At 48.7% G+C, this 13,068-nt stretch carries 12 protein-coding genes; 11 read left to right on the forward strand and 1 reads right to left on the reverse strand.

Going from position 1 to position 13,068, the window contains the following annotated elements; translation table 11 throughout:
* Nucleotides 1–44: 44 nt before the first annotated feature.
* The 7 genes from V7676_RS09165 (at nucleotide 45) to V7676_RS09195 (ending at nucleotide 5,897) form a co-directional block, all read left to right on the forward strand.
* Nucleotides 45–830 (forward strand): 3-hydroxybutyrate dehydrogenase, encoded by a 786-nt coding sequence (locus V7676_RS09165; RefSeq protein WP_335659384.1) that lies wholly within the window; start codon nucleotides 45–47, stop codon nucleotides 828–830.
* Nucleotides 827–1,468: a DUF4893 domain-containing protein gene (locus V7676_RS09170; RefSeq protein ID WP_335659385.1), complete on the forward strand. Its 642-nt coding sequence runs from the start codon at nucleotides 827–829 to the stop codon at nucleotides 1,466–1,468. The genes V7676_RS09165 and V7676_RS09170 overlap by 4 nt, the downstream gene beginning before the upstream one ends.
* A gap of 70 nt (nucleotides 1,469–1,538) precedes the next feature.
* Nucleotides 1,539–2,867: an amidohydrolase gene (locus tag V7676_RS09175; protein WP_442955424.1), complete on the forward strand. Its 1,329-nt coding sequence runs from the start codon at nucleotides 1,539–1,541 to the stop codon at nucleotides 2,865–2,867.
* A gap of 13 nt (nucleotides 2,868–2,880) precedes the next feature.
* The gene (locus tag V7676_RS09180) at nucleotides 2,881–3,252 is read left to right on the forward strand and encodes a hypothetical protein (protein WP_335659386.1); all 372 of its coding nucleotides are present in this window, start codon (nucleotides 2,881–2,883) and stop codon (nucleotides 3,250–3,252) included.
* Nucleotides 3,253–3,421: 169 nt separating this feature from the next.
* Nucleotides 3,422–3,841 (forward strand): rubrerythrin family protein, encoded by a 420-nt coding sequence (locus V7676_RS09185; RefSeq protein WP_335659387.1) that lies wholly within the window; start codon nucleotides 3,422–3,424, stop codon nucleotides 3,839–3,841.
* A gap of 120 nt (nucleotides 3,842–3,961) precedes the next feature.
* Nucleotides 3,962–5,293, forward strand: coding sequence for a (Fe-S)-binding protein (locus V7676_RS09190; RefSeq protein ID WP_335659388.1), 1,332 nt, complete (start codon nucleotides 3,962–3,964; stop codon nucleotides 5,291–5,293).
* 10 nt (nucleotides 5,294–5,303) lie between these two features.
* Nucleotides 5,304–5,897 carry a DUF3501 family protein gene (locus V7676_RS09195; protein ID WP_335659389.1) on the forward strand — a complete coding sequence of 198 codons (594 nt, stop codon included), beginning with the start codon at nucleotides 5,304–5,306 and terminating at the stop codon, nucleotides 5,895–5,897.
* A gap of 10 nt (nucleotides 5,898–5,907) precedes the next feature.
* Here V7676_RS09195 and V7676_RS09200 read toward each other — a convergent pair whose 3' ends face one another.
* Entirely contained in the window at nucleotides 5,908–6,309 is a 402-nt protein-coding gene (locus V7676_RS09200) for a hypothetical protein (RefSeq protein WP_335659390.1), read from the reverse strand.
* A 306-nt stretch (nucleotides 6,310–6,615) separates the two neighbouring features.
* Between V7676_RS09200 and V7676_RS09205 the strand changes: the two genes are divergently transcribed.
* From V7676_RS09205 to prsR, 4 genes are all read left to right on the forward strand, one after another.
* Nucleotides 6,616–8,007, forward strand: a complete 1,392-nt coding sequence (locus V7676_RS09205; protein WP_335659391.1) for a helix-turn-helix domain-containing protein — start codon at nucleotides 6,616–6,618, stop codon at nucleotides 8,005–8,007.
* Nucleotides 8,008–8,139: 132 nt separating this feature from the next.
* Entirely contained in the window at nucleotides 8,140–9,528 is a 1,389-nt protein-coding gene (locus V7676_RS09210) for a TIGR03013 family XrtA/PEP-CTERM system glycosyltransferase (RefSeq protein WP_335659392.1), read from the forward strand.
* Nucleotide 9,529: 1 nt separating this feature from the next.
* The gene (prsK, locus tag V7676_RS09215) at nucleotides 9,530–11,626 is read left to right on the forward strand and encodes an XrtA/PEP-CTERM system histidine kinase PrsK (RefSeq protein ID WP_335659393.1); all 2,097 of its coding nucleotides are present in this window, start codon (nucleotides 9,530–9,532) and stop codon (nucleotides 11,624–11,626) included.
* A 1-nt stretch (nucleotide 11,627) separates the two neighbouring features.
* A complete protein-coding gene (prsR, locus tag V7676_RS09220) occupies nucleotides 11,628–13,010 on the forward strand; it encodes a PEP-CTERM-box response regulator transcription factor (RefSeq protein ID WP_335659394.1) in 1,383 nt (460 codons plus the stop codon).
* The last annotated feature ends 58 nt before the right edge of the window (nucleotides 13,011–13,068 follow it).

The raw sequence follows: 13,068 nt of genomic DNA on the forward strand, positions 1-13,068 counted from the left end.
CAGTCATGCCCGACTGTTTTAATGTCGCCCAAAGGAGAAAATGCATGTTTCTGAAGGGCAAGACCGCTTTGATTACAGGGTCAACATCTGGCATCGGCGGAGGCTATGCAAAAGCATTGGCTGCTGAAGGCGCGGCGATAATGATCAACGGTTTCGGTGATGCAGATGAAATCGAAAAGCTGCGTCAGGAATTAGAAAGTCTGAGCGGGGCCAAGGCCGCTTATAGCAGTGCCGATATGACCAAGCCGGAAGAAATCCGCCAGATGGCGGCAGACTGCGCTGAACAATTGGGCGTTGTCGATATATTGATCAACAATGCAGGCATTCAGCATGTCGCCCCGGTGGACGAGTTTCCCGAAGACAAGTGGAACGCCATCATGGATATTATCTGCAACAGCGCCTTCCACACCACAAAGGCCGTATTACCGGCGATGAAGGCGGCAGGATGGGGGCGGATTATCAATACGGGCTCCATGCACAGCAAGGTCGCCAGTCCCTATAAATCCGCCTATAATGCCGCGAAACATGCCATAGCGGGCTTTAGTAAAACCGTTGCATTGGAAGTCGCACAGCAGGGAATTACGGTCAATACAATCTCACCCGGCTATGTGTGGACGCCGCTGGTCGAGAACCAGATACCCGATACCATGAAAGCGCGGAACATGACGCGCGAACAAGTGATGAATGACGTGCTGTTGGCAGGACAACCGACCAAGAAATTTGTCCAGATTGATCAGGTTGCGGCGCTCGCCCTGTTCCTTTGTAAAGAGGAAGCCAGTGCAATTACGGGGGCGAATATTTCGGTAGATGGTGGCTGGACGGCACAATGATCGCTCCGACACTTCGAATGATATTCTGTTCGGCGCCATTTTTGATGGCGTCGGCCGGTTCGTCCACGCTGTCGCAAGCCCCTAAGAAAACGACGCCATCTAAATCACAATGGCAGGTGGAGGCGACAGAGGCGGACCAGAAGCGATTGGACCAATGGGAAGAGGCATTAGAAATCGGAGTAAAAGGCGCACAGGTCGGGGAGGGGGATGAGCTCGCCGCGCGCAGCCCCTTGTTCAAAAAATCAGCAGCCCTGCGGGAGAGCAAAATTCCCGCCGGACTTTATGCCTGCTCGATTACCAAATTGGATGGCGATCCGGATGGCAGCTTGCCCTATATCGCCTATCCTGCTTTCCAATGCCGGGTAACGGTCGATGCGGGGCGTCGCCATTTTACCAAATTGACGGGGTCACAGCGCACGATTGGATGGATCTATGATGCTGGTCCGCGCCATTCCGTCTATCTCGGATCGCTTATCTATGGGTACGAGGATAAGCTGATATCTTATGGGACAACGGCTGAGCGCGATCAGGCTGCGGTGGTGCAACGCATTGGTAAAAAACGCTGGCGGATGGTCTTTCCCTATCCCTATTATGAATCGAAAGTAGATGTCATGGAACTGACCCCGATCACCGAGTAAATTTATATCTTGCAAGCGGTTGTTTAGCGGTTAGGCTTGCGCATAATTTAATCGGATAACGGGGATAGTGATGCTGAAAATTTCTAAAGTCGCTCTGCTGGCAGCCTCTTCCATTTTATTCTGCACACAGGCGCAGGCCGATCCCTTGAACGATGCGATCAAGGCAGATTTGCCGTCCTTGATGGATTTATATCGCGATCTCCATGCCAATCCTGAACTCAGCGGTGAAGAATTTAAAACCGCAGCGAAACTGGCTACCGAAGCCCGGCGACTGGGATTTGATGTTACCGAAAAAGTGGGCGGTACCGGTGTTGTTGCTGTGCTGAAAAATGGTGATGGTCCAACGGTATTGATCCGGGCGGATATGGATGGCCTGCCGCTGGTCGAAAAAACCGGATTGCCGTTCGCATCGACGGTGATGGCAAAAACCCGTGAAGGCAATGACACGGGCGTGATGCACGCTTGCGGCCATGACACGCACATGACGGGCTGGGTTGGAACCGCCCGGCAATTGTCGGTGCGCACGGATGAATGGTCCGGGACGCTGGTCATGATCCTGCAGCCGGCCGAAGAAACGGGCGAGGGCGCAAAGGCGATGCTGGACGATGGCCTTTATACGCGTTTCCCGAAACCCGAATATGCGCTGGCTTTCCATGATGCGGCGGGTGCTCCCGCTGGCTATATTGGCTATGTGCCGGGCTATGCTCTGGCCAATGTCGATAGTGTGGACATTGAAGTACAGGGCGTGGGCGGACATGGTGCTTATCCGCACACAACCAAAGACCCTATTGTGATCGCTTCGCGTATCGTTGGCGCGCTGCAAACATTGGTCAGCCGCGAAATGGATCCGCAAGACCCGGCCGTGGTGACGGTGGGCAGCTTTCAGGCGGGCTTCAAGCATAATATCATTCCGGATAAAGCCAATTTATTGCTTACCGTGCGCAGCTATTCTGATGAAACGCGGACCAAGTTGCTGGATGGTATAAAGCGTATTGCCAGAGGGGAAGCGATTACCGCTGGTCTTCCGGAAGATAAAATGCCGATCATCACTACGCGGGATGATGAATATACGCCTTCCACTTATAACAGCCCTGAATTTAGTGTTGAGATGGCGACGCTTTTTGAAAGCCGGTTCGGCAAGGAACGGGTTGTTCTATCAAAGCCGGTTATGGGCGGGGAAGATTTTAGCCGCTACCGCCGCGCTGATGAAAAGATTAAAAGCATGATCTTCTGGGTTGGCGGTGTGCCGATGGATGAATTTGAAGCCGCGAAGAAAGCGGGCACAAAGCTGCCTTCTCTGCATAGTCCGCTATGGGCACCGGATGCCGAAAAAGTCGTCGCGACTGGAGCGGAAGCACTCACAGCGGCGGCGCTTCATCTGATGAAAAAAGGTGATTAACCGGCGAGCGTCCATGACGCTCATTGGTTTGGGCGTTTTTGCGGCCAGTTTGCTCATCGCCAATGTCCGCCTTTCTGCGCCAGCCGAGAACGTAGAAACATCCTATTTTGAAGGGCGTTGGGCCTTTGCGGAGGAAACATGCCAACAGCCCACCAACTGGACTTTGTTGGCCGGTGGAAATTTCATTTCAGAAGATTTGACGGGCACGTGGCAATGGGATGGTGAACAGCTGACCCTGAGTTTAATCGATCTGGCGGTCGATGAAGAAACTGGTGAAGCAGGCGGGCGATTTCAAATGGAGGGGCCAGTTTCTCTATCTATGCCTGACCAATTTACCTTTACGATTGAACCGGATAGCTATGTTATGAAGCGTTGCGGACAGTAACGATCGGTTATCGCTATTGCGAATAAGTTGCATCTTATTAATCGGTTTTATCGATGGTGAAAAATCAAAAAATAGGATAGAGGGCGGTGCTCGATAAGCGTATAAACCGCGCAAGCAATATAGCTTATCGGCATAAGCCATTCACCCAAACCGATTGAAGGAGAAGACCATGGGACTCGCAGGAAGCAAGACAGAGCAGAATCTGAAAGACGCATTTGCTGGTGAAAGCCAGGCCAATCGCCGCTATCTCTATTTCGCCCAGAAGGCTGACATTGAAGGCTATAACGATGTTGCAGCGGTATTCCGCTCCACCGCAGAAGGTGAAACCGGCCACGCGCATGGTCATCTTGAATTTCTTGAAGAAGTCGGCGATCCAGCAACTGGTGAGCCCATCGGCAGCACCGAAAATAACCTGAAATCGGCGATTGCAGGCGAAACCCACGAATATACCGATATGTACCCCGGTATGGCAAAATCTGCCCGTGAAGAAGGCTTTGACGAAATTGCTGACTGGTTTGAAACGCTGGCCAAAGCGGAAAAAAGCCACGCCGGCAAGTTCCAGAAGACACTGGAAACTCTTGACGCTTAAGTCATTGTAAAATAATATTAAAATGCCGCGCTCGCTCCTTCTGATTTAGGGCGTTGCGCGGCACTTTCACAACTTTCGGCACTATCCCACCGAACCAAAGTCTCAGGATTGGACCATGTCATGACAGAAGGCAGCTTGGGCGCCCCAATGCGTCACCCCATCGCTTGGCAAGAAGAATCCTTCTACGATGAAGAAGCGCTAGACGGCGAATTGCGCCGCGTGTTCGACATATGCCACGGCTGCCGCCGCTGCTTCAATCTCTGTGATAGCTTTCCGCAATTGTTCGATATGATCGACGAAAGCCCCAATGAAGAAGTCGGCGATCTTAACGCAGGCGACATGAAGAAAGTCGTGGATGCCTGTACGTTATGCGACATGTGTTTCATGGTGAAATGCCCTTATGTCCCGCCCCATGAATTTGACTTGGACTTCCCCCACCTAATGCTTCGCCACCGCGCCGTTGAGCATCGTAAAGGCAAGACCGGTTTTGTCGACAAAGAGCTCGCAAAGATGGACCGTAATGCCAAACTAGCAGGCGTTGTTGCCGGTGCCGCCAATTGGGCGACGAATAAAGACAACAGCTTTACCCGCGGCGTGCTGGAAACAGTTGCAGGCATCGACAAGCGCGCGCATCTTCCTGAATTCGAAGACGTGCCATTGACCCACAAATTTCCCGGCAGCGGGCCTGTTCCGAATTCCGAGGCGCCTGCCTTTGGAAAGAAAGCCGCGATTTACGCAACTTGCTATGGTAATTTCAACGATCAAACATCAGGGAAAGCCGCCTTGGATGTGCTTTCCCATAATGGTGTTCAGACACGTATCGAATATCCTGGATGTTGCGGAATGCCAAAGTTAGAAAATGGCGACCTTCCTGCAGTGGCGTCAGCGGCTGAAACGGTTTCCGCTCATTTTTCTACGCTAATTGATGAGGGCTATGACATTGTCGCTCTGACGCCAAGCTGCGCATTGATGATGAAGTTTGAATGGCCATTGATATTACCGGAAAATGAAGCGGTCAAAAAACTCGCTGCTGCAACCCGCGATCTCAGTGAATATATTGTCGAAATTTCTAAGAGTAAGGGCATGATGCCGATTGCGCCGATGGATGCGCAGATCGGTATTCACTTTGCTTGTCATAGCCGAGCCCAGAATATGGGCCCAAAAGCTATGGAAATGTTGAAGCTAATACCGGATGCTAAACCAACTATAGCGGAACGCTGTTCTGGCCATGGCGGGAAATGGGGAATTTTTAAGGAAAATTTCGATAAGGCAGTGAAGGTTGGTCGTCCTGCTGCTCGTGCTTTAGTCAAAAATAGTCCTGATTACATGGTTAGTGAATGCCCACTCGCGGGACCGCATTTGAAGCAAGTTATGGAATTAAATGGTCAGGCTAAGATACCCGAACGTATAGGTCATCCGATTGAGCTGCTTGCAAAGGCATATGGATTTTAAGGAAATAATCATGCCTCGTAACGAACATATCATAACTAAAAATGACATTATCTCTCTCAGCGATTATGAGTTGATCCGGAAAGAAAAGCGTCAGGAAAGCATCTTGCGCAAAAAATTTCGGCGACTTGCAATTGGTCCGTATGCGACTATCCAATTTGAAAGCTGGGATAGTATGTGGCTGCAAATTCAGGAAATGTTGCGTATAGAAAAGGGCGGAGAAGAGCAGTTAGTTGATGAACTGGCCGCATATAACCCGATGATCCCAAATGGATCGGAATTTACCGGCACTTTGATGTTCGAAATCGATGAAGAAGAACGCCGTACGGCGTTTTTGAAGAAATTGGGCGGAGTTGACCAACATATTCATTTAATCATCGGCGACCATAAGATCACAGCTGAGCCGGAGCAGGATGTAGACCGTACACGGTCAGATGGAAAAGCGAGTGCTGTCCAATTCCTTCACTTTGCGCTGACGGCTGAACAAGCTAAAATATGGAAAAGTGGGGCCGGGCAGGTGATGATACAGATTGACCATCCCAACTATGGTCATGCCGCCATCATAGGCGAAGAATGTCGCCGTGATATGATGCGAGATTTGGATTAGAAAATAATAGTTAGTTGAGCGGGATAGGGTTTTCTGCGCTACCTAGTTCACCTGGTTTTGGACTTTTGTTGTGAGCGGGCGGTATTCTTTCGGGGCGAGATGCTCCATTATTAGCTGACGCTTTTTGTTTTGGTGCAACTTCCCGATTGCGGTTGTCTTCATCATTTTTATGGCCATCGTCATCGTCCGAGGTGGGGTCGGTGCCCGTCATAGGTTCCCCGAACACGAATTCTTGTTCTGCTTCGTCTTCGGATTCATCTCCCCAATACGCGGCATCGTCTTCGTCAGATGAGACTGCTTTCTGCGGTGTTTCAATTTTGCTTGGTGGAGGCTTTGGTTTGTCATCAACGGGAGAGATGAAATATACAAGGAATCCTGCTGACAGAATAAAAAGGCCTGCTTCTTTGATCATGATTCCACCGATAATTAAAGACACTATTTGTGTGCTAAATAAACGTGACGGGTTAAGATACTCTTACAAATTTTTTCAAGAAATTATGTGTTAGTAAAAAAATCCGCCGAAGCGGCAAGGCTCCGGCGGATAGATTTTCCTCCCCAGGAAACAGTTTGTAAATTAACTAAAATTCGATTTGTTGACCCATTATTAGCCGGCTGGTTGAATAGGATGCAAAGAAAATTTACTAAAATACGTGTAAATATAATGACTATTGCGCTTTATCCTTGTCAATTTGTAAATTAATTTACATAGATTTAGAAGATGGCAGACAGAAAACTTTTTGCAGGAGCAGCGATAAAACGGCTGAGGCGCGGTGCCAATATGACTCAGGTAGCTCTCGCTGATGCGCTCGATATTTCGGCAAGCTACTTGAACTTGATTGAACGCAACCAGCGCCCTTTGAGTGCTCGTCTCATGTTGTTGCTCGCGGATCGTTTCGACTTTGATCCGCGACAATTGGTGGCTGATGAACCAGGTGGTGGTGTCAATGGAATGGGCAGACGGTTAGCGGATCCCATGTTCGCGGATTTGGCAATAGATCGCTCCGAACTTGAGGAATGGCTAATCGCTGCTCCGAATACTGCGGAAGCTTTTGTCAGATTATTTGATAATCGATCAACGGGTCAATTGGTAACCGCTGTCGAAACTTCGGACCCAATTTCGCTGATACGAACGGAAATTGAGCGGTGGCGCAACCATTTTGCAGATCTCGACTCTATTGCTGAAACGCTCGCTGACGAACTGCGTCTGGGTGCTGGAGATCTATACGGCGCAATTCTTGAGAGGCTTCGCGTTAAACATCAACTGGCGATAAGAATTTTGCCAGAGTCAGTATTGCCCGAAATACTGAGGCGGTTGGATCTACATGCGCGTCAATTGCAACTTTCTGAAATGCTCGATCCAGCATCACGTACATTTCAAGTTGCCGCATTGCTCGGTGAAATAGAAGCTCAATCAGAAATAGATGGTTTAGTTTCAGGTGCTGACTTTCAGGATAACGCAGCGGAACATCTTTATCGCCGACACTTGTCAAGCTATTTTGCTGCCGCTTTAATGATGCCTTACGCACGGTTTATCAGAGCATGTGAACAAACCGGATATCAAATACAAATTTTACAGCGACGTTTTGGTTCCAGTTTTGAACAAGTCGCCCATCGCTTAACTACATTGCAGCGCGTGGGCTCACGCGGATTACCATTTTTTATGATACGTATTGATCGATCGGGGTTGGTTTCGAAACGTTTCGTCGGCGCTAGTAACGGATCTTTGGCGGAAAGCGCGCATCGCTGCGCGTTGTGGAATATCCACCGTGTGTTTGATCGCCCGTTTGAGGAACACACACAATTGGTGGGATTGGAGGACGGCTCTAGCTGGTTTACCATATCGCGTGCGGTTCAAGGAATCGGTTACGGTGTTGGTGGCATCACTCCGGAATTTGCGGTTGGTTTAGGACTATCCGCCGAGCACGCTGCTACACTCTATTATGCTCGTGGAGCTAATTTATCAGCAGATAATGTGGAATTAATCGGTCTTGGTTGTCCTGCTTGCACCAGAGCTCAATGTTCGCAGAGATCGGCTCCCCCAAAAAACCGGGTTTTGAGACTTGATATTCAGGAAACGGGACTAACGCCCTTTAGTTTTGTTAATGATTGACGATTTTATTGTCGGAAAACTGAACATTTTTAGCGAAATTAGGCGTTTCTTGAAAAATAAAGTGTAAAATTAACCGACAGCTTACGAATTTTGTCTATCTCATGCGTGCACTAAGGAGAGAATGCACGCTTCATGATCCGATTGTTCAAACATTATATTCCTTATCCACTCCTTTTCCTCGGATTGTTGGATATAATCCTGTTGATTGCTGCAGCGGAAGTCAGCTGGATCGTGCGCGCCAATCAAATTGGAATGAACGCAGGATCGATTTATGATCGTCCAGCGCCAATTGTCAGTTTTGCTGTAGCACTTGAATTTGCCCTAATTGCGGTAGGTGTTTACGGAACGGAAGCGCTCCAATCGCTGAAATTTGCTGCGGCGAGGATATTGGTCGCTATTTCACTGGGTGTCATATTTTTATCAATCATGGCTTTTATCATGCCGGGGATAACTCTTTGGCGTTCAAATTCTCTATATGCGATGATATTGTCTATCGTTTTGCTGATGACGGTGCGGATCATGCTGGGCACTGTTTTGGACAGTAATGTCTTTAAACGACGACTATTGATTTTGGGTGCCGGTCCTAGGGCTAATCGGATCGCAATGCTCGCCAGCAAACAGGAAAGTGGCTTTATCGTTAGCGGCTATGTCGACATGAACGAGGGGCCAGCAAAAGTAAAGACTGCGATAAAACGCTCTGAAATTGACAATTTGCCTCAACATGTAATCGATCTAGAAGTTAGTGAGGTGGTCTTGGCGCTCGAAGAGCGGAGAAATTCGCTACCTGTCGCTGATTTGCTGACAATCAAGACTACCGGTGTACATGTGAATGATATGTCCAGCTTTTTGGAGCGTGAGACCGGGCGTGTGGATTTAGATAGTGTAAATCCAAGTTGGTTTATTTTTTCGGATGGCTTCTCCTCGGGGCGCAGGATATCGACTGCGTTTAAACGCAGCTTTGATATATTGTTAAGCCTGCTTTTGCTGCTTTTTACCGGACCCATAATCCTTGCTTTTGCGGCACTGATAAAGCTGGAGAGCAAAGGCGGGGCCTTTTTCAAGCAGGAACGTGTCGGCCTATACGGGCAAAAATTTTATATACTGAAGCTTCGTTCGATGCGCGCCGATGCTGAAGTGGCTGGGCAAGCAGTTTGGGCTAGTGAAAATGATCCCAGAATCACTAAAGTGGGTAGTTTTATCCGGAAGGTCCGTATTGACGAGCTGCCCCAGGCGTGGAGTGTATTAAAGGGCGAAATGAGCTTTGTCGGTCCGCGTCCGGAACGCCCTCAATTTGTTGAGGATCTCCAAACCAAAATGCCCTTTTATGCTGAACGCCATATGGTGAAGCCAGGCATTACGGGATGGGCTCAAATAAACTATCCTTACGGAGCGTCGATAGAGGATAGCCGGCATAAACTGGAATATGACCTTTATTACGCTAAAAATTATACACCATTTCTCGATATCCTGATCTTGCTACAAACTATTCGAGTGGTTCTGTGGTCTGAAGGTGCTCGTTGAGATGGGTGCTATATTGGACCAGATTAGCATATTCGGCCACGGACTTGCGGCAGCGCTATTTGGGGCGCTAACAATTTGGCAATTTCAGCGTCAAACTGATCGCAACAAGGCGCAATTATCGCTGATGATGGCACTCGCATTGACCAGTTTCTGGGCGCTTTCCATTGCTGTCGAAGGAGCATTTTCGCCAATCTCTAATTTTGCTGAGACTTTAAGAAATTTGGGATGGCTGGCCTTTATGTTCGTGCTCTTGCGGGCTGGTGAGGGGCGTGATGAACCAAAGGCCGTGAACGCCATTTATTTTGCTGTGGTAGTTGTTTTAGTCGCTCAGGTAATAGTTGACGGCCTAATTCCAGTTTTTGCAGGCAGCGCGCAGCTCGCCGGTGTCGCGGCCTATACTTCCTTGGTGCTCCGCATGCTATTCGCTGTAGGCGCTCTGGTATTAGTGCATAATCTTTACTCTATTTCCGCGCCGGAAACACGCTGGGGCATCAGGCTACCCATGGCATCCTTGGCGGCGATATGGACCTATGATCTCAATCTATTCACGATCACTTATTTGACGCAGCATTTCTCGCCAGAGCTCGCTGCAATGCGGGGGCCAGCCATGGTTTGTATCGCGCCTATTCTTGCATTGGCAGCGGTTCGTAATACCGAATGGAAGCTAAAATTATCTCGCAGTGTCACCTTTAGATCTTTGTCGTTAGTGGCCATTGGTGGATATTTGTTGATGATGATCATCATTGCAACTGCTTTGCAGATTATCGGCGGTGATTATGCGCGATTGGCCCAAATCAGCTTTCTCTTTGGTACAACCATCGCTGCTTTGCTTTTACTTCCATCTGGGAAATTTCGGGCGTGGTTCAAAGTCAAATTAGCCAAGAATTTTTTCCAGCATCGCTACGACTATAGGGCGGAATGGATCAGGTTTACCGATACGATCGGGAGACCGGGCGCGGAAAGTGCGCCATTTCATGAACGCGTTGTGAAAGCGATTGCGGATATAACCGAATCTCCGGCCGGTATTTTATTAATGCCAGATGATGCCAGTTGTCTGGCCCTACAGTCTCGCTGGAACTGGCCGACAATACAGGTTCCACCGCGCGCTTGTACGACCCGCACGATACCATTTTTTGAAGAAACCGGACATATTATTGAATTTGACGATCTTCGTTCGGATAAGGTGGACCAGATAGATTCTGGCGCTGTTCCTGAATGGATGATCAATGATCCACAGACATGGATCGCAGTCCCGCTGGTTCATTTTGACCGACTGGCAGGTATCGTCTTGTTGGCGCGGCCGCGGGTAAACCGGACTTTGGACTGGGAAGATCTTGATATGCTCCGCGTGGTTGGGCGTCAGGTCGCTAGCTATCTGGCGGAAGCACGGAGCCAAGAGTCTTTGTCAGAAGCGCAGCGCTTTGACGAATTTAATCGCCGTATGGCGTTTATCATGCATGATATTAAAAATCTGGTCAGTCAGCTTAGTTTACTGGCTCGGAATGCAAAAAAGCATGCAGATAATCCAGAATTTCAAATCGATATGATATCCACTTTGCAGGATTCTGCAGGTAAGATGAACGGCCTTCTGGAGCGGTTGTCGCAGCATAATAAAGCTAAGCCGGAGGAGCCTAAGCCGGTAAAAGTTGCTGCTTTATTGCAGTCGATTATTGAAAAAAAGCGTTTGTTGCATGCGATTGAAAGTACAAAGATTGATAATCTAACAGCAATGGCAGATCCAACTCGGGTGGATCAGATATTAGGGCATCTTATCCAAAACGCGATTGACGCCAGCCCTGAAGGTCAGCCTATTTTGCTAAACGCACGTCGGCGGGATTTGAGCGTCGCAATTGAAGTTTTGGATCGCGGTAAAGGTATGTCGAGCGAGTTTATCCGTAGCCAGCTTTTTAAACCATTTGCATCCAGTAAAGATGGCGGATTTGGTATCGGTGCATTTGAAGCACGTTCTTTGGCTATTGCTATGAATGGAAGATTGGAAGTTGAAAGTAAAGAAGGTGTGGGAAGTCGCTTCACGTTGATTCTACCTCTCGCGAGTAAGTTGACAGAGGATGATTTAGAAGATGAAAGGGCCGCTTAATATGTCAGGAAAGGAAAAAAAGCCGCTAGAGAAGCTGCTGATCGTGGAGGATGACCCTGGACTTCAGAAGCAACTTAAGTGGGCCTATGAGGATTTTGAGGTCATTGTTGCTGGCGACCGGGAAACTGCAATAAATATGCTTCGTGCGGAGGAACCAGATGTTGTGACGTTGGACCTTGGCTTACCTCCAGATCCGGATGGGACGAGCGAGGGGTTCGCAACAATGGATGCTATACTCAGCCTGAAACCCGATACTAAAATCATTGTAGCTTCGGGACATGGCGAGAAAGAAAGCGCACTGCGTGCTATTGCAGGTGGCGCTTGGGACTTTTATCACAAGCCAGTAGATATCGATGAATTAGGTCTAATCGTTCGCCGGGCTTTCCATGTTCGCAAGCTGGAAATTGAAAATTCCAATCTCGCTGCAAAACATGATGGAAGCCATCAGATATTGGGACAGATCATTACAGGTGCTCCTGAAATGCTCAAAGTTGCGCAGATGATTGAACGCGTTGCAAATACTAACGCATCGGTGATGCTTTTGGGTGCAAGCGGTACGGGTAAAGAGTTACTTGCTCGCGGTTTGCATGACTCGAGCAATCGGCGCGAGAATGCTTTCGTTGCAATAAACTGTGCAGCCATTCCTGAAAATTTGCTGGAGTCTGAACTTTTCGGTCATGAGAAAGGTGCTTTCACGGGCGCTGTTAAAATGACGGAAGGAAAGATAGAACAAGCGAATGGCGGGACATTGTTCCTTGATGAGGTAGGCGATATTCCGCTTCCATTGCAGGTCAAACTGCTGCGCTTTATACAAGAGCGTGTGATCGAACGTATCGGTGGTCGCAAAACAATCGCGGTTGATACGAGAATTGTTTGCGCCACACATCAAAATCTCGACGAGATGATTGCGGCCAACAGCTTCCGTGAAGATTTATATTACCGTTTGGCGGAAATCGTGATTAAAATACCGACTTTATCGGAAAGATCCGGTGATACCAGCTTGCTGGCGCGGCATTTTCAGAAAAAATTCTCTGAAGAGATTAATCCAGCTGTGAAAGGTATCGCGCCTGATGCGCTTGCTGCGCTGGAAGCATGGAAATGGCCCGGAAATGTGAGGGAATTGGAAAATCGCATAAAGCGCGCAGTGATCATGGCAGATGGTAAGATGATTGTTGCAAGCGATTTGGATCTCCAAGTCAACGAAGACGAGCCTACAGAGCTGTTGAACCTAAAAGCAGCCAGAGAGGCTGCTGATCGAGCAGCTATCATCCGGGCTATTTCACAAACGGATGGGAATATCTCAAACGCCGCCAAACTATTGGGGATTAGCAGGCCGACCCTTTATGATTTACTGAAACAATATCAGTTGCAACAGGCTAGTTAAGACTGTGCGGAGCTTATTTCGGGACTTCTCTAAGTGGAACTCCAGACTTCTGATTCTT

It is taken from the genome of Parasphingorhabdus sp. (assembly GCF_036963805.1).
Classification (GTDB): domain Bacteria; phylum Pseudomonadota; class Alphaproteobacteria; order Sphingomonadales; family Sphingomonadaceae; genus Parasphingorhabdus.

Bases quoted from the DNA above. Each gene is read 5' to 3' on its own strand.
- V7676_RS09195 (WP_335659389.1), top strand. From the start codon at position 5,304: ATGCCTCGTAACGAACATATCATAACTAAAAATGACATTATCTCTCTC.
- V7676_RS09210 (WP_335659392.1), top strand. From the start codon at position 8,140: ATGATCCGATTGTTCAAACATTATATTCCTTATCCACTCCTTTTCCTC.
- prsK (WP_335659393.1), top strand. From the start codon at position 9,530: ATGGGTGCTATATTGGACCAGATTAGCATATTCGGCCACGGACTTGCG.
- V7676_RS09200 (WP_335659390.1), bottom strand. From the start codon at position 6,309: ATGATCAAAGAAGCAGGCCTTTTTATTCTGTCAGCAGGATTCCTTGTA.
- V7676_RS09175 (WP_442955424.1), top strand. From the start codon at position 1,539: ATGCTGAAAATTTCTAAAGTCGCTCTGCTGGCAGCCTCTTCCATTTTA.
- V7676_RS09185 (WP_335659387.1), top strand. From the start codon at position 3,422: ATGGGACTCGCAGGAAGCAAGACAGAGCAGAATCTGAAAGACGCATTT.
- prsR (WP_335659394.1), top strand. From the start codon at position 11,628: ATGTCAGGAAAGGAAAAAAAGCCGCTAGAGAAGCTGCTGATCGTGGAG.
- V7676_RS09170 (WP_335659385.1), top strand. From the start codon at position 827: ATGATCGCTCCGACACTTCGAATGATATTCTGTTCGGCGCCATTTTTG.
- V7676_RS09190 (WP_335659388.1), top strand. From the start codon at position 3,962: ATGACAGAAGGCAGCTTGGGCGCCCCAATGCGTCACCCCATCGCTTGG.
- V7676_RS09205 (WP_335659391.1), top strand. From the start codon at position 6,616: ATGGCAGACAGAAAACTTTTTGCAGGAGCAGCGATAAAACGGCTGAGG.
- V7676_RS09180 (WP_335659386.1), top strand. From the start codon at position 2,881: ATGACGCTCATTGGTTTGGGCGTTTTTGCGGCCAGTTTGCTCATCGCC.
- V7676_RS09165 (WP_335659384.1), top strand. From the start codon at position 45: ATGTTTCTGAAGGGCAAGACCGCTTTGATTACAGGGTCAACATCTGGC.